This is a genomic window from Halonatronomonas betaini, from assembly GCF_015666175.1.
GTDB lineage: Bacteria > Bacillota > Halanaerobiia > Halanaerobiales > Halarsenatibacteraceae > Halonatronomonas > Halonatronomonas betaini.
On sequence record NZ_JADPIE010000007.1, the window covers coordinates 23,600 to 39,287 of the forward strand.

17 protein-coding genes and 1 pseudogene are annotated in these 15,688 nt (G+C 34.1%); 17 read left to right on the top strand and 1 reads right to left on the bottom strand.

Features of this window, described 5'->3' with window-relative positions; all coding sequences use genetic code 11:
* Positions 1 to 56: 56 nt before the first annotated feature.
* The 17 genes and pseudogenes from I0Q91_RS11585 (at position 57) to I0Q91_RS11665 (ending at position 12,503) form a co-directional block, all read left to right on the top strand.
* On the top strand, positions 57 to 611 hold the full coding sequence (locus I0Q91_RS11585) for a tetratricopeptide repeat protein (protein ID WP_270454719.1): 555 nt from the start codon (positions 57 to 59) through the stop codon (positions 609 to 611).
* Positions 612 to 632: 21 nt separating this feature from the next.
* Positions 633 to 842, top strand: coding sequence for a DUF951 domain-containing protein (locus tag I0Q91_RS11590; protein ID WP_270454720.1), 210 nt, complete (start codon positions 633 to 635; stop codon positions 840 to 842).
* Positions 842 to 1,939 carry a redox-regulated ATPase YchF gene (ychF, locus tag I0Q91_RS11595; RefSeq protein ID WP_270454721.1) on the top strand — a complete coding sequence of 366 codons (1,098 nt, stop codon included), beginning with the start codon at positions 842 to 844 and terminating at the stop codon, positions 1,937 to 1,939. The genes I0Q91_RS11590 and ychF overlap by 1 nt, the downstream gene beginning before the upstream one ends.
* 137 nt (positions 1,940 to 2,076) lie before the next feature.
* Positions 2,077 to 2,370 (top strand): 30S ribosomal protein S6, encoded by a 294-nt coding sequence (rpsF, locus tag I0Q91_RS11600; RefSeq protein ID WP_270454722.1) that lies wholly within the window; start codon positions 2,077 to 2,079, stop codon positions 2,368 to 2,370.
* A gap of 22 nt (positions 2,371 to 2,392) precedes the next feature.
* Positions 2,393 to 2,833: a single-stranded DNA-binding protein gene (locus I0Q91_RS11605; protein WP_270454723.1), complete on the top strand. Its 441-nt coding sequence runs from the start codon at positions 2,393 to 2,395 to the stop codon at positions 2,831 to 2,833.
* A 28-nt stretch (positions 2,834 to 2,861) separates the two neighbouring features.
* Entirely contained in the window at positions 2,862 to 3,074 is a 213-nt protein-coding gene (gene rpsR, locus I0Q91_RS11610) for a 30S ribosomal protein S18 (protein WP_270454724.1), read from the top strand.
* 71 nt (positions 3,075 to 3,145) lie between these two features.
* Complete coding sequence (locus I0Q91_RS11615) at positions 3,146 to 4,063, top strand: DUF2232 domain-containing protein (RefSeq protein WP_270454725.1); 918 nt, start codon at positions 3,146 to 3,148, stop codon at positions 4,061 to 4,063.
* 27 nt (positions 4,064 to 4,090) lie between these two features.
* Positions 4,091 to 4,543: a 50S ribosomal protein L9 gene (rplI, locus tag I0Q91_RS11620; RefSeq protein WP_270454726.1), complete on the top strand. Its 453-nt coding sequence runs from the start codon at positions 4,091 to 4,093 to the stop codon at positions 4,541 to 4,543.
* Between the two features lie 211 nt (positions 4,544 to 4,754).
* A pseudogene (gene prxU / locus I0Q91_RS11625) lies at positions 4,755 to 5,357 on the top strand (thioredoxin-dependent peroxiredoxin); the annotation flags it as partial.
* A 151-nt stretch (positions 5,358 to 5,508) separates the two neighbouring features.
* Entirely contained in the window at positions 5,509 to 6,111 is a 603-nt protein-coding gene (gene prxU, locus I0Q91_RS11630) for a thioredoxin-dependent peroxiredoxin (protein WP_270454728.1), read from the top strand.
* Positions 6,112 to 6,248: 137 nt separating this feature from the next.
* Positions 6,249 to 6,944, top strand: coding sequence for an AzlC family ABC transporter permease (locus tag I0Q91_RS11635; RefSeq protein WP_270454729.1), 696 nt, complete (start codon positions 6,249 to 6,251; stop codon positions 6,942 to 6,944).
* Positions 6,934 to 7,242, top strand: coding sequence for an AzlD domain-containing protein (locus tag I0Q91_RS11640; RefSeq protein WP_270454730.1), 309 nt, complete (start codon positions 6,934 to 6,936; stop codon positions 7,240 to 7,242). The genes I0Q91_RS11635 and I0Q91_RS11640 overlap by 11 nt, the downstream gene beginning before the upstream one ends.
* A 164-nt stretch (positions 7,243 to 7,406) precedes the next feature.
* Positions 7,407 to 8,096, top strand: a complete 690-nt coding sequence (locus I0Q91_RS11645; protein ID WP_270454731.1) for an ABC transporter ATP-binding protein — start codon at positions 7,407 to 7,409, stop codon at positions 8,094 to 8,096.
* 2 nt (positions 8,097 to 8,098) lie between these two features.
* Positions 8,099 to 9,337: an ABC transporter permease gene (locus tag I0Q91_RS11650; RefSeq protein WP_270454732.1), complete on the top strand. Its 1,239-nt coding sequence runs from the start codon at positions 8,099 to 8,101 to the stop codon at positions 9,335 to 9,337.
* Positions 9,338 to 9,347: 10 nt separating this feature from the next.
* On the top strand, positions 9,348 to 10,601 hold the full coding sequence (locus tag I0Q91_RS11655) for an ABC transporter permease (protein ID WP_270454733.1): 1,254 nt from the start codon (positions 9,348 to 9,350) through the stop codon (positions 10,599 to 10,601).
* Positions 10,602 to 10,832: 231 nt separating this feature from the next.
* On the top strand, positions 10,833 to 12,059 hold the full coding sequence (locus tag I0Q91_RS11660; RefSeq protein WP_270454734.1) for an AfsR/SARP family transcriptional regulator: 1,227 nt from the start codon (positions 10,833 to 10,835) through the stop codon (positions 12,057 to 12,059).
* Between the two features lie 192 nt (positions 12,060 to 12,251).
* Positions 12,252 to 12,503 (top strand): hypothetical protein, encoded by a 252-nt coding sequence (locus I0Q91_RS11665; protein WP_270454735.1) that lies wholly within the window; start codon positions 12,252 to 12,254, stop codon positions 12,501 to 12,503.
* Between the two features lie 397 nt (positions 12,504 to 12,900).
* Here I0Q91_RS11665 and I0Q91_RS11670 read toward each other — a convergent pair whose 3' ends face one another.
* On the bottom strand, positions 12,901 to 15,471 hold the full coding sequence (locus I0Q91_RS11670) for a S8 family serine peptidase (protein ID WP_270454736.1): 2,571 nt from the start codon (positions 15,469 to 15,471) through the stop codon (positions 12,901 to 12,903).
* Between the last annotated feature and the right edge of the window lie 217 nt (positions 15,472 to 15,688).

The following is a 15,688-nucleotide window of genomic DNA, read 5'->3' on the forward strand; positions in this document are numbered from 1 at the left end:
ATCAGGGTGCTTTTCTTCTTTTAAAGGTTGTGGTATAATCTAATCAGGTGATTACAATGAGAGAAGAAACGTATTTAAATGATTATTCAGAAGATCTGGTAGAAAAATATGAAAAAGGAACAGAATGTGTGGATAGAGGTAAAGATCAAGAAGGGGAAGAACTTCTCCGCGAAGTTATCGAAAGAGAAGAAAATTTTGCTCCTGCCTATAATAAACTAGCTGTAATGTATATCAGACAGGATAATAAAAGTGAAGCTAGAGAAATTTTAGAATATGTATTAGGAGAAGTAGATCCTAAGTTTCCTCCAGCTTTAACAAATATGGGGAGCCTTGAAAGAGAAGCAGGCAATACTTATAAAGCAAAAGAGCTTTATCAGGAAGCCATTGATTTAAATTCTGAATATGGGCCTGCTTATAATAATCTGGGGGTTATTTTAAGAGAAGAAGGGGAAATTTCTAAGTCTGTTAAATACTTAAAAAAAGCTAGAAAACTTGGAACTTATGCTTTTAAAGCTAAAGAGGATACTCCTATTTATAAAGATCCTGGATGTATGGTCCCCATTATTTTAGGTTTTGTTTTTTTGCTTTTAACTATTTTCTGGTTATTATAATTTATCAGAGGGGGATTTTAAATGAATTTAGAAGAAATCTCTAAATTAAAACCTGGAGATATAATAAAGCTTAAAAAAGAACATCCCTGTGGCACAAACAGATGGGAATTAATTAGAATTGGAATGGATGTTAAAATTAAATGTATTGAATGTCAAAATTATATCAGTCTTTCAAGAAAAAATTTTAATAAATCCTATAAAAAAACATTAGAGCGGAGGCCAGATAATTAATGGAATTAGGAATTATTGGTTTGCCGAATTCAGGAAAATCAACACTTTTTAATGCTTTAACTGAAGCAGGTATTTCTGCAGATAATTATCCTTTCTGTACCATTGAGCCAAATATCGGTGTTGTCAATGTTGAAGATAATAGATTAGAAAAGCTCTGCCAGGAATATAATCCAGAGGACTGTACACCTGCCCCAATTAAGTTCGTTGATATAGCAGGATTAGTTGAGGGGGCAAGTAAAGGAGAGGGATTAGGAAACAAATTCCTAAGTCATATTAGAGAAGTTGAGGCCATAATCCATGTAGTCCGTTTTTTTGAAGATGAAAATGTAGCCCATGTTAGTGGTGATATAGATCCTGTTCAGGATATTAAAATTATAGAAAATGAATTAATTGAAGCTGATTTAGAAACCTTGAGAAGGCGGCAGGAAAAAACGGAAAAGATGCTAAAAACAGGAGAAGATAAATATAAAGAAGAAATGAAAATCATTAAAAAGATAGAACAAGCTTTAGAATCCGGGATTCCAGTTAGACTTCAAAAATTAAATGATAATGCTAGAAGACTTGCAAATGAGCTGTTCTTTTTAACTGATAAGCCTGTCTTATATGTAGCAAATATGTCTGAGCAACAATTAACTGAATTAAATAATATAGAAAATTTTCAAAGCTTAAAGAATAAAGCTGAAAATGAAGAGGCTGAATTAATTGAACTGTCAGCTGTCTTTGAACTTGAATTAATTGATTTGGAAACTGATGAGAAAGAAATATTTTTAAATGAATTAGGATTAGAAGAACCTGGATTAAAAAAGTTGATTCAGGCTGGATATGAACTTCTAGATTTAATAACATTTTATACAGTTGCAGGTGGCAGAGAAGTTAGGGCTACTCCAATTCCAGAAGGTACTGAGATAATTAAAGCAGCAGGGAAAATTCATTCATCAATGGAAGAAGGTTTTATCAGAGCAGAAGTAGTTAATTTTAAAGATTGGGATAGTTTTGATGGAATGGCCGGGGCAAGAGATGCAGGTAAGGTTAGAATAGAAGGTAAAGATTACATAGTTGAAGATGGCGATATCTGTCACTTTAGATTTAAAGATTAATGAATATTTATTCTTATTTTGCTTGCAAGATAGTTTTAGTAATGCTATAATATTAAAAGGTCTGCTTAAAGCAGGCCAAACTTCCATGCTCTATAAAAATAGGGCCGTTAAGACCGGATGGAGGAGGTGAATTATAAATGAGAAGAAGAAATTATGAAGCCACTTTTATTTTAAATAACGAAATTACTGAAGAGGAACATGAAGCGGCAGTTGAGCGTATTAAAAATTCTGTTGAAGGCTCAGCAGGCGATATCACTGAGTTAGAAGATTGGGGAGAGAAACGTCTTGCTTATCCAATCAACGATTTATACTCAGGATATTATTATATGCTGAACTTTGAAGGTAATGCAGATACAGTTGATGAACTTGAACGTAATCTTAAACTTATCGGTGGAGTAATGCGCTATATGGTTATTAGAGTCGATGAGTAAAACTTGCGGGGTGGTTATGTAAATGTTAAATAAGATAATATTAATTGGGCGGCTAGTTAGAGATCCAGAATTGAGATATACAGGTAGTGGTACTCCTGTCTGCAATTTCACACTGGCTGTTGAGAGAAACTATACAAATCGCGATGGAGATAGAGATGTAGATTTTATACCAGTAGTAACCTGGCAAAAATTAGCTGAGACCTGTGCCCAGCACTTAGGTAAAGGTCGGCTGGTTGCAGTTGATGGCCGTCTCCAGATTCGCAAAAGCGAAAAGGAAAATAGAACCTATATTAACCCCGAAGTTGTAGCTCAGGATGTACGTTTTCTTGACTGGCCAAAGGATGGTAATTCTCAGAACCAGCGTGGAAGAAGTGGAGCATCCAGTAATCAACAGTTTGGTCCAGATAGTCCACCTGACAGTGCTGAGGATATGCTTGACGATGATTTTGATGTTCCATTTTAAGTTGAAGTTCCAAAAAGGAGGGATATAAGTGGCACGAGGTAGAAATAGATCCTGTTATTATTGCGGGAATGATAAAGAAATTGACTATAAAGATTTAAGAACTTTAAAGAAGCATCTTACTGATAGAGGTAAAATTATGCCCAGGAGAGTCTCAGGTACATGTGCAAAACATCAGAGAGCCATTACCCAGGCTATTAAAAGGGCAAGACATATTGCTTTATTACCGTATGTTAAAGAGTAATTAATTAAAGATTATATTTGGAGGTAGGACTTCCTGCCTCCTTTAACGGATATATTAGGGAGTTGTTTTAGATGGATAATAAACCATCTACACCAGACCAGGACCTGAAAGAAATGAGAAAGCAGTTTTTATTGAGTCTTATAGCTATAGTTATTTTAACATTTATAAATGTTAGTTTTCCATTTTTTAATCTAGCTGTTATTTTAATCTGGCCAATACCAATAGTCAATCTAGCTATCCATCAGGGAATGCAGAAGGCAACTATTTTAATTGCAATTGCAGCATTAATTAATGGCCTGTTATTTAATCCATTAATGGGATTATTGACTGTTGCTGGCTTTGGTTTTGTTGGATTTGTAATGGCCGGAGCTATCCTAGAAAAATTGTCGGCCTTTAAAGTCCTGGTAATGACAGTATTAGCAGCAATAGCTTCTAATTTCTTAATTATAGCTGGAATTTCCTTTGCATATGACGGTGGAATTTTAGCTACAGTTCAATCAGCAATTGCTGATAATTTAGTCCCATTACTTGAAAATGGAGAGATGACAGCAGTTTTAGAGGCTCAATTGGAGTTAATTTCTTTGATAATTCCAGGAATGCTTATAATTTCAGGTGTTTTAACTGGTATATTAAATTATTATTTAGTTCACTGGTATTTTGATATTAAAAGGATTTCAGTTAATACCTATAATAGTATCTCTTACTGGCGTTTCCCAACAATAATCTTATCACTGGGACTGGTAATCTCTATTTTATTTAGAGGCAGTCCAGTTGGCTTAAATCTTCTGGTGATAATAATATTTTTATTGTTTTTACAGGGTTTTGGAGTAGGGCTATATTATGTAAGAAAAAAGACCAAATCCTTTTTCTTAAACTGGATTTATATCCTTTTAGTTATAATGATACCGGTAATACCACCACTTTTATTTCTAATAGGTCTGGTTGATTTATGGTTTGATATTCGAAAATTAAAATATGGAAACAATTAAATGTGAATATAAAGGAGGTCTATTTAAATGGAAGTAATACTCCGTGAAGATGTTGAAAAAGTAGGTGCCGGAGGCGAGGTTGTTGATGTTGCTGATGGTTATGCTAGAAATTTTCTTTTTCCTAGAGGGTTAGCAGAAAAAGCTACAAAAGCTAAAATTCAGGAAGTTAAAGCTGCTCAAAAGGCTAAAGAAAAAGCTAAAGCTGAAAATAGAGAAGCAGCTCAAGCTCAAGCTGAAAAGTTAGAGTCTGAGAAATTTGAAATAGCTGTTAAAGCTGGTGAAGAAGGAAGATTGTTTGGTTCTGTCTCAACTCATGATATAGCAGATAAAGTAGAAGCTGCTGGTTATGAAATAGATAGAAAGAAAATTGACCTTGATGAGAATATCAAAGATTTAGGAGCTCATAAAGTTACAGTTAAGCTCTTTGAAGATATAGCAGCAGAAATAACTGTTAATGTTGTTGCTAAAGAAGAAGAGTAAGCTCAATTTAATATATTAATTAAGCAGCCCTTTTTACCAGGGCTGTTTTTTTATTTAATAAAATTGACATAACATAGTATAATACTTTGTATAAGAAATTATTATTTTTGTTATTCGTAATTATAATAAGGAAATAAGTGAAAATTATTGACTATTTAATTGATAACTGTTATTATTAAAGCAGTTAAATTAAATATTATAAAGGGGGAACAAACAAATGGTTAAGGTAGGAGCAAAAGCACCTGATTTTACTGCTAAAGCATTTCATCAGGGAGAATTTAAAGATGTAAGTTTATCAGATTATGACGGGAAATGGAGAATGGTCTGTTTTTATCCAGGAGATTTTACTTTCGTCTGACCTACGGAACTGGCGTCAGTTGCCGCCAAGTATCCTGAGTTACAGGAATTAGATCTTGAAGTATTATCGGTAAGTACTAATAGTCATTTCACTCATAAAATCTGGCAGGAAGAAGAGCTTTCAAAGATGGTAGATGGTGGGGTTCCATTTCCAATGCTTGCAGATCCAGCAGGTAAGATTGGTCGTCTATATGGTGTATATGATGAAGAAGAAGGTGTCGATGTAAGAGGCCGTTTCTTAATTGACCCAGACGGCATATTACAGGCCATGGAAATCCTTACACCACCTGTAGGCCGTAATGTTGAAGAATTATTTAGACAGCTTCAAGCATTTCAACATGTAAGAGAAACAGGAGAAGCAACACCTTCTGGCTGGACTCCAGGGAAGAAAACCCTTAAACCTGGCCCTGACTTAGTAGGTAAGGTCTGGAAAGAATGGAAACCAGGTTCTGAATAAAGATATATAGTTGAATAATTAACTTATCGCCGACCTATTTAGGTCGGCTTTATTTTTTTAACAATTTATATATAAATCAGGTTGCAATTCTAATTGATAACTGTTATCATATAATAGAACATAAAACTTGATTAAAAGGAGAGGGTTTATAATGATAAAAGTTGGAGAAAAAGCACCTGTTTTTGAAACAAAAGCGTATGTAGATGGTCAATTTAAAGATGTAGCACTAACAGATTATGAAGGGCAATGGACTGTATTATTTTTCTATCCAGGCGATTTCACTTTCGTCTGACCGACTGAATTAACGGCAGTTGCCGTCAAGTATGATGAACTTCAGGAAGCTGATGCTGAAGTTTTAGCTATTAGTACTGATAGCCATTTTGTTCATAAAGTCTGGCAGGAAGAAGAGCTATCCAAGATGATAGAGGGTGGACTTCCATTTCCAATGTTAGCTGATCCAGGTGGAGATATTGGTAAAATGTATAATGTGTATGATGCCGAAAACGGCATAAATATAAGAGGTAAGTTTGTTATTGATCCTGATGGTGTTCTACAGGCTATGGAGATTTTAAATGAGCCAACAGGAAGAAATGTTGAGGAGTTAGTAAGACAGGTGAGAGCACTTCAGCATACAAGTAATACCTGCGAAGCTACTCCAGCTGGCTGGCATCCTGGGAAGAAAACATTAACCCCAGGAGAAGACCTTGTCGGTAAAGTTCATGAAAACTGGAATCCAGATGAAGAACTTGAATAAAATAAATATTAAAATTCTAAGGCGCCCAATAAAATGGGCGCTTTTATTTTTGACTGATTTAAGAAACTAGTGATATAATGAGTTATAAATTCTATTTAATAATTATTTTTTAGTTTATAGTTTGGGGGTTTATATTAATGTTTTATCAGGGGGTAAAAAGGGCACTACCAGTCGCAATTGGTTACTTGCCAATTGCAATTACTTTTGGTGTTGTTGCAAGATCAGCTGATCTGCCATCAACAATGATAGTTCTCATGTCAGTTATGGTTTTTGCTGGAGCAAGTCAATTTGTAGCTATAAATTTAATAGCTAGCGGGGCAGGTATTTTAGGTATAATTATAACTATATTTTTTGTTAACCTTCGTCATATTTTAATGTCAGCCACAACATCAGAGAAATTGAAAAAACATAACAAAGGCTGGCTTGCCTTAATGTCATTTGGGATCACAGATGAAAGTTTTTCAATAATTGCAACAGATAATAGAGAAGATTTGCCCAGGTCTTATGTTTTTGGACTAATTACAATTCCATATATCGCCTGGGTATTTGGAACAGCAGCAGGAGTTCTAATAGGAGAGAGTTTGCCTGCTCTTCTGGAATCCAGTATGGAAATAGCACTTTATGCAATGTTTGTTGGCTTATTGATACCAGAAATTAAGAGATCGAATAGTAAACTTAAAGTTGTTATACTGGCTGTATTTATCAGCTCAGGCTTAAGCTGGTTGCCAGTATTTAACTTATCTGAGGGCTGGATAATAACTATAACGACTCTGGTATCAGCTCTCTTTGCGGCCAAGTTTATAAAAGTAGAAGGTGATAGAGTTGTCAAATAGTTATTATTTAGTAATCATAATAGGTATGTCACTTGTTACATATATTCCAAGGATGTTTCCCCTTGTAATTCTTTCTGACTTAGAATTAACATCCTTCTGGAGGAGGTTTTTGTATTATATACCTCCAGCGGCTTTGAGTGCATTAATTTTTCCTGGAATTCTCGGTGCTACAGATTCAAGCATTATAGCAGTTGCCGGAGGTATTGTAGCAGCTTTAATGGCATATTTAAAATTTAATTTACTAACTATAGTATTATCTGCAATAGTTGCAGTATTTTTTCTCCAGTTTTTAATTTGATGGAAAATAATTATCGTTTATAATATAAGTGGTTGTCATAAGGCAACCACTTGACTTATTTAAAAGTTATATATATAATCTGCTTAAGATGTAAGTTTTTTCATAGATTGCAGCTATTAAAATTCAGAATATTAATAAATATATATTTCTAAGGGGGATAAATGATGGCGTTAATAAAGTTAGAAAAAGCCAGTAAAATTTATCAACAGGGAGAAATTGAAGTACCGGCATTAAAAGAGGTTGATCTTGAATTTGAAACTGGAGAGTTTTCAACTGTCTTTGGACCATCCGGTTCCGGAAAAACAACACTTTTAAATTTAATTGGGGCATTAGATAAACCAACAAGTGGATTAGTACGTTTTGACGGTAATAATATTGTAGAATCAGATAAAAATCAGTTAGCTATGCTCCGGAGAAACCATATTGGTTTTATTTTTCAAAGTTATAACTTAATACCGGTATTAACAGCTTATGAGAATGTTGAATTTGCGCTTAAAATAGCTAGAGGTAGTGAAGGTAAGAAGACTAAAGAAAAAGTGATGAATATCCTGGCAAAGGTAGGGCTTGATGAACTTGAAGATAGAAAGCCAAATGAACTTTCTGGTGGTCAGAAACAGCGGGTTGCGATTGCCAGAGCTTTAGTGAAAGAACCTAAGCTGGTTCTAGCCGATGAGCCGACAGCTAATCTTGATTCTGAAACAGCTACCGGTGTTTTAGAAACCATGCTTGAAATGAATAGAGAGTTAGAGACAACATTTATTTTTTCCACCCATGATCCAATGGTTATGGATTATGCTCTCCGCTTAATTGAGATTCGTGATGGCAGAATATCGAAGGATGAGAGGAGAGATTAGTCATGTATTTAATTAAAATAGCCTGGAGAAATCTCTGGCGCAGAAAACGCAGAACCTTTGTCACTGCTGGAGTATTAGCCCTCGCTGTCTTTATCTTTTTATTAATGGACTCCTTAATGGGAGGTATGGGCGATATCTCATATAATAATATAATAGATTTTGAATCTGCCCATTTAGAAATTGGTCTAGAGGAATACTTTGAAGCTGAAGAAGATACAAATCGTCTCCGTCAAGCTTTTCCTGTAGAAGATAGCTTAATAAATAATATCGAAGGAATTGATGGTTATCAAAGCCATGTGCAGGCTCTAGATTTTCAGGCTAATATAAGTTCTGGCAGAGATGAATTTCCTCTCAGAGTAAGAGCAGTTGAGCCTGATAGATATAGTCAGGTCTTTAATACTGAGGAATATATAACTGATGGCCAGTTTATTAACCCAGGCGATGAAGGGCTGGTTATTGGAGATAGATTATCGAGGTTATTGGAAATTGGTGTTGGAGATTATTTTACTCTTTTATTTAGAGATACTACTGGAAGTTTTAATACAATAGATGGCGAAATTCAGGGAATAGTCAGTACACCTCACCCTGACATGAATCTTGGAGTTGTTCTTTATGATATAAATCAGGCCAGGCAGTGGACCGGTGTTGAAGAAAATGCAAGTACTAGAATTTTTGTTAGATTAGATGACCGAGAGAGAGCTACAGGTATTTTTTCAGATTTGACAAATCGATTACAAGGTGGACTAACAGCTAGAAGTTGGGAAGATTCTGCTGAAATGATGCTAGCAATGGAGGCAGTTGGTCAAATAGAAAACTATGTTATTTTAGGTTTAATTCTCTTAATTGGTGCAGTTGGTATTGTTAATGTAATAATTCTCTCTGCTTTAGAGCGAGTAGAAGAAATTGGTATGATGAAAGCCATGGGTTTAAAGGAAAAAGAAATAGTAAAGATTTTTTCTTATGAAGCAACTGGAATTGGTTTGATTGGCAGCAGTCTTGGATGCCTTATTGCAGGAATAGTTAATTATTTCTTCACCAGCTATGGAGTAGCTATGGATGCAATAATCACTGAAGATACAACTTATGGAATACCTATATTGGGCAGATTATATGGCAGTTGGAATCCCAACGCTTTCTTATTTATCTTTATTTTTGGAATAATAGTAGCTATGATTGCAAGCATTCCACCGGCATATTGGGCCGCCAGGAAAGATCCAATCAAAGCAATCTATCATCGTTAGGAGGTATAAAATGAAATATTTATTTAAAATAGCTTTAAGAAATTTAAGTAGAAATAAAGTTAGAAGTTTTATATCGATCCTGGCGATAGCCCTGGTTGTAATGATTGTTGTCTTTACAAGAGGCTTGATATTAGGAACCGTTCAATCGACATTGCAATTACAGTTTGATAATCAATTAGGTCATGTAAGGATTCTTGCTGAAGAATATGATACCAGAGAAGCACTTCTATCTTTAGAATATACAGTAGATGGAATTGATGGCCAGGGCCTGGAGTTAATGTTATCGGATCTTCAGGATATTGAAGGTATTGAATATTTACTCCCAAGATTAAAATTTGGGGCTATGGCTAGTCCTGGCGATGATATAATTCAGATGGCCGGTATTGGTGTAGATCCTGAATCTGAATCAAGATATGGCGGTTTAACAGCTGATATAGTGGAAGGTAGGATGGTTGAGTCAGGAAATGAAATAGTCGTTGGAAAAGGCCTTTTAAGGAAGTTTGATGCCGAAATAGGTAGTAGGGTAACAATATTATTTTCTGATGCCTACCAATCATTTCAAGGGAGAACTTTTACAATTGTAGGGGTTAGAGATACAGGCTTGAGTATGCTTGATGATACATTCTTTTTTCTTCCATTGGAAATGGCTCAGAATATGCTTTATTTAGAAGATGAAGCTACAGAGGTGCTTGTATTTGGAAGTAATTTTCAGAATTCTAGAGATATTGCCAGCAGAATTGAAAATTATTTTACTGGTGCTGGAGAGACCAGTTATATCGCTCAACCCTGGCAACAGGGAGATGAGTTTATGGAATACTTTCAGGTAGCAATTAGAATATATGATGGAATTTATGTCTTCTTTATATTGCTTGGATCAATAGTTCTAATAAATACTATGATTATGATAGTACGGGAAAGAACCTCAGAGATTGGTATGATGGGCGCTTTAGGTCTTAAGAAACGTGAAATAATGCAAGTTTTTGCTATGGAAGGTGCTGCAATGGGAACCTTAGGAAGTCTGATTGGAGTTATTCCAGGAGGTATTTTAACCTATTATTTTTCTCAGGTTGGTCTTGATTATTACAGTCACTTACTTGAAGATATGGATTTAATCTTAACACCAGTTATCTATACAGTCTTTAGTCTGGAAAATTTAGTGGTAAGTTTTCTATTAGGAGCAATTATCTCCAGCCTAACAGGGTTATGGCCGGCTAGAAACGCAGCAAAGATGGAGCCTGTAGATGCCCTTCATAGAGAAATTTAATTGAGATAAGATTATTTTATAAAATTAAATTAATAGATAAGGAGATTGTTTCTTGCTCCCAGGAACAGTGCTGGATAGCACATGGGATTAAATAATAATAAATAGTTAATACTGGAATTTTAGTAGGGATGATATGTTTTTTACTGGAAATTTTCTCAGGACTGTTGTATAATAAATATGTAGATAATTTTATAATTATTTAAGATAATTCACAGGAAGCGGGGCGATTTTATGGAGGGAGACCCTAATTTAAAAGTTTATACCCTGGGAGAATTTGTAGTTAAAAAAGATAATAATATTCTAACAGATGAGACGAATTACTCCAATAAGCTCTGGGAATTATTCCAGTATTTTTTAAGTCATCCAAATAAAATTCAGCCAATGGAGACGATCATTGATGATCTCAATTTCGATCTGGAAATGCTAGATGCCAAAAATGCACTGGAAAACAGAGTTTACAGGCTTAGAAAACTGCTTTCAAAAGGAGAAGAATATAAGTCGGGGAAATATATTATTTTCAAGCATGGCGGCTATTCATTAAACTGGCAAGGTAATTATTGGTGTGATATGCTTGAATTTAAAAATAAATGTCGCAAAGGAGAAGATAAGGCGGTAAACGGTGATAAAGAAGCTGCTTTAAGCGAATATTTGCCGGCCTTAGATCTTTATAAAGGAGACTATTTAAATAATGGAACAAATAAACACTGGGTAATACCTTCAAGAATCCAATATAAACAAATCTATCTTGATTCATTAAATAGGGCTTCTCATATATTAGAAGAATTCGAGGAGTATAATAAGATTGAAACTCTTTGCCGGGAGGCTATTCAACATGAACCATTTGAAGAACGCCCCCATTATCTTTTGCTGACATCTTTAATTAAACAGGGCTATAAACGGGAAGCCAAAATCCATTATGAGTTCGTGAAATCACTATTTGCAGACCAGGTTTCAGAACCATTTCCAGAACTTTATAAGAAAATAAATGGTAATTCAGGAAAGTCCATTAGCACTAATGATCAGCTTAATGACTATAAAGCAGTTAGTAATATATATGAGATAGATAGTATTAAAGAAAAACTAAGTCTATCTGGCAAAATATCAGATAAGAAATTTATTTCTGCTGATATCTGTTGTGATTTTGCTGATTTTTTAGTTAAAAATCAGCAAAGATATAATGGTAGTCTTTATATGGCCTCTATTGCACTTGATCTTTCTCAGAGTGATATCGATGAAAATAAAAAAGATTATTATATAGATAAACTAAAAAATGCAATTTTGAAAAGTCTAAGAAGCAGTGATGTAATCTGTAAGTGGACAGATCAGCAGTTTGTAGTTTTTTTCCCATCAATTCAGGAAGATACAGTTAGAGAGATACTTGGAAGACTTAAAAATTATTATTATATACAAAGGGAAACTACTGGAACAGCTTTAAATACTAATTATAGAAAACTTTAATGATTGTTGATATTTAAATGAATATAGCAAATCAATTGGCCTCCTCTTTAGGAGGCCTTTTTCGTGTGACTGAGATATGACTGAGAAATGATTGAAATAAAAGTATCGTGTGACTGAGATATGACTAGTGGTTCTTTTTTTTATTGTATAATTAGATTAAATTAAAATGTAATATATAAGGAGGGTGTTGAGGTGAATAAACTTCCAGAAGATAAAAAGTTAGAAAAACAACCAACATATTTTCTCATAAAAATAAATTTCAGGCAGTCAGCCTCAATCCAGGGAGAAATAGAATGGTTGAATAAGGATAGAAGGCAGGTTCTTTCTTTTAGGAGCTTTTTAGAGTTAGTCACATTAATTAGCGATGCCCTTGAAACGATTGGTTATCCAGATGCAGAATATAGTTTTAGACGTTGGAGAGAAGAAGATAAAGAATTAAAATAAACTGGAGGCTATAAAATAAAGCATTATTTATTATTAATTACTATTTTGCAAACAACTCTTCTAGTCTTTAGTAATTCAACAGTGATATATTCAGTAGCATTGGAAAACAGAAAATAAATAGTTAATGGTTTAGCCAAAAAGGATATGAATAATTTAGTTATAAATATTAGCTCAATTTTATCACCAGGTTAAAAAGATATATTAAAACTGGTTAGTTCAGATAAGTTAATTCGGTGAGAGATTGATAAAACCAGGAATAATTAAAAAAGGAATAGGGATTTCGATTATGGAAATCAATATTATGAAAGAATAAAATGGATTTTAAATAGTAAAACCCCTGAAAAATAAATCAGGGGTTTTTAGGTACCATCTATATTATTAGGGGGTAATAATATACTTAGTTTTGATTGTATTCTTTTAGAGTAAAGTCAAAGTCATATGGGTTATTATTTAGATTAATAGTGCCAGTGGAGCTATAATAGTCTCCATTTTCTATAGTGTTATTACTTCTGACATCGAGCCAGGTGATAACTTCATATTCACCAGCAGGAACATCTTCAATTTTGAATTGATTGTCAGTGATTGAAACAGTGGTTTGGGCTACAGAATCAAATCGACTGCCATTTCTGGTTCCAACCATAACATTAACTTGAAGAGCTTCATTTGTTGCCCAGTAAGAATTTACCAGGCCATGGCCATATTCTTCATTAAAACCTTCATCGCTCATATCTATAGCTGTATCTCTTAATATATCTCTAACTCTGGAATGAGGTATTCTATCAGCTATCATTAATCCAGCCAGACCAGCTACCTGAGGGGCGGCCATTGAAGTACCTGATTTGTATTGTAAAGAACTGTTAGGTATTGTGCTGAGAATCTGTGACCCGGGAGCTACAACATCAATCTCAGGGCCATAACTGGAATAATGAGCCAACATTATTTCGTTGGACCTTAATTCAAGTGCACCAACTGCTATTACTTCATCATATCTGGCAGGATAACTAACGCCTCTTCTTCCTGAATTACCTGCTGCAGCGACAATGAGTACCCCTTCATTATGGGCTTTCTTTATAGCATCATGAATAGTACTATTATAATTTGAACTTCCTAAAGACATATTAATTACATCAACAGGTTTTATAGGTCTATTTTGCATTAAACCTGCTGAATATAAGATGCCTCTTGCTACATCCCAGGAAGAACCAGAACCATCATCGCCCATAACTTTAACAGGTAACATTTCTACATCCCACATAACTCCAGCAACGCCTCTTGCATTATTTCCTACAGCACCTACTATTCCAGCAACATGAGTTCCATGACTATGGTAATCCATTGCATCGTCATTATTGTTAACAGCATTATAACTTTCAGTGACATTTAGATTATCCAAGAGATCAGGATGTGTATGATCAATACCGGTATCGAGAATAGCGATTCTTACTCTACTGCTGCCAGTATTATCTCTCCAGGTCTGAGGCAATCTCATAACTGGATTGCCCCATTGTCTATCGTAATAAGTATCGTTTGGATTTCTGTAGTCTAAAATTTCTAACTGACTATTCTCAGATATTGAAAGAACTTCAGGGTCGTTACTGAAGAGATTTACTTCCTCTGAAGCTATATTCTTATCAGGCAATTTTACAAGCATAGCATTTAATTCTGGCATATAATCAATAGGCTCGTAGCCATGCTTTTTAACTTTCTCATTAGCTTCAGATTCAGATAAGCCAGCTCTAAATCTAATAATTAATTCGTTTTTTTCGTTTTTTGTTAGAATATTAGCCTGCCAAATTTCTTCATTTTCAGAACTTACTGAACTGCCTGTAACGATTGATTCTGGTAAATTATGCTGAAAATCAAAAGTACCAGTAATAGTTATATCGCCATCTCCAGGCTCCTCAGGCTCCTCTGTATCTTCGTCATCGTCGCCATTCTGGTTATCGTCATCTTCTTCATCCTCATCATCTCCGTTATCGGCTTCTTGTCCGTCTCCTATTATAGTAACAAATAACTCAGCAGGATCTCCGACATCAAAATGTATAGTGTACTTAAGAACATGACCGACTTTAGGGTTGTTGCTCATAATTTCGTCAGCAGTAATAACTAAAGAATTTGTTTCTTCATTTAAGATATAGTCGTTTTTAATATCAACGTCATAGTAGTCATCATCAATTTCTGATTCAATATAATCAACTTCACCTGCTTTATTCCAAGTAATTATTGTTTCAATATCTTTCTGGTCATCAATATTAAAATCAAATTTTGATGGATTAATCTTAGCATCTTCTTCAATTTCATTTTCCACAATATTTATAGTAAGTAATGAATCGCTGCCTTGATCAAAGCTAATAAATATTTCTACTTTATCTCCTTTTTCGTAATTAAGGAAGTATTGTTTGTCAATTATTAAAGTACTGTTTGCCTTATTAAAAGTTGTTAAATTACTATCAAGAAGATTTTTTGTATCAAAGCCATCATCACTTAAAATTCTGTATAAACCTTCGACGTTATTAGAGCCGTTCCATTCAATACTGGTATTAATATTTTCAGGATTAGCTAGATTGAATTCTCTAATATTAGGTTGTAATTTTGCACTATTTACTTGAATAATATTTATTTTAGCAGGAAGTGCGTTTTCAGTAACATCAATATTTTGAGAAAAATCTTCATAACCGGCTTTACTTATAGTTAATGTTTGGCTTCCGCTTTTTATATTATTAAATCTTGCGACTCCACTTTCATCAGTATTAGTTGTTTTACCTGCCAGGCTTACTTCAGTATCTGCAAGTTTAAAATAATTCAAATCTTCTTCAAAATTAGCTCCAGGCTCATGAACTAGAACATTAAATTCACTGACGGGAGAATTATCGACGATAGGTGAATTAGTACTTGAACATCCGGACATAACAAAAGTGACTGCCCATAATAAAACTAAAATCATATATATTTTATTTTTTTTAACCATTTTTTTAATCAGACCCTCTTTTATTATATTTTATTTTTAATAATTAATTTCTGTATATTGTATTTAATTTCTGTATTGAGGCTTCTGGGTTAGACGTAACAATCATTTAAGTAATATTTATTGTTAAACCAGCAAGTTATGTTTTAGATTCCCCCTTAAATGAATTCCTTTGAAAATAAGTTATAATAAAAAAACTACTCCGAAGAGTAGTATAAGT

What these genes read in the sequence shown, in the direction of transcription:
- I0Q91_RS11660 (WP_270454734.1), top strand. Translation starts at nt 10,833, where the DNA reads ATGGAGGGAGACCCTAATTTAAAAGTTTATACCCTGGGAGAATTTGTA.
- I0Q91_RS11670 (WP_270454736.1), bottom strand. Translation starts at nt 15,471, where the DNA reads ATGGTTAAAAAAAATAAAATATATATGATTTTAGTTTTATTATGGGCA.
- I0Q91_RS11585 (WP_270454719.1), top strand. Translation starts at nt 57, where the DNA reads ATGAGAGAAGAAACGTATTTAAATGATTATTCAGAAGATCTGGTAGAA.
- rpsF (WP_270454722.1), top strand. Translation starts at nt 2,077, where the DNA reads ATGAGAAGAAGAAATTATGAAGCCACTTTTATTTTAAATAACGAAATT.
- I0Q91_RS11645 (WP_270454731.1), top strand. Translation starts at nt 7,407, where the DNA reads ATGGCGTTAATAAAGTTAGAAAAAGCCAGTAAAATTTATCAACAGGGA.
- I0Q91_RS11590 (WP_270454720.1), top strand. Translation starts at nt 633, where the DNA reads ATGAATTTAGAAGAAATCTCTAAATTAAAACCTGGAGATATAATAAAG.
- I0Q91_RS11615 (WP_270454725.1), top strand. Translation starts at nt 3,146, where the DNA reads ATGGATAATAAACCATCTACACCAGACCAGGACCTGAAAGAAATGAGA.
- I0Q91_RS11650 (WP_270454732.1), top strand. Translation starts at nt 8,099, where the DNA reads ATGTATTTAATTAAAATAGCCTGGAGAAATCTCTGGCGCAGAAAACGC.
- rplI (WP_270454726.1), top strand. Translation starts at nt 4,091, where the DNA reads ATGGAAGTAATACTCCGTGAAGATGTTGAAAAAGTAGGTGCCGGAGGC.
- I0Q91_RS11635 (WP_270454729.1), top strand. Translation starts at nt 6,249, where the DNA reads ATGTTTTATCAGGGGGTAAAAAGGGCACTACCAGTCGCAATTGGTTAC.
- I0Q91_RS11655 (WP_270454733.1), top strand. Translation starts at nt 9,348, where the DNA reads ATGAAATATTTATTTAAAATAGCTTTAAGAAATTTAAGTAGAAATAAA.
- ychF (WP_270454721.1), top strand. Translation starts at nt 842, where the DNA reads ATGGAATTAGGAATTATTGGTTTGCCGAATTCAGGAAAATCAACACTT.
- I0Q91_RS11605 (WP_270454723.1), top strand. Translation starts at nt 2,393, where the DNA reads ATGTTAAATAAGATAATATTAATTGGGCGGCTAGTTAGAGATCCAGAA.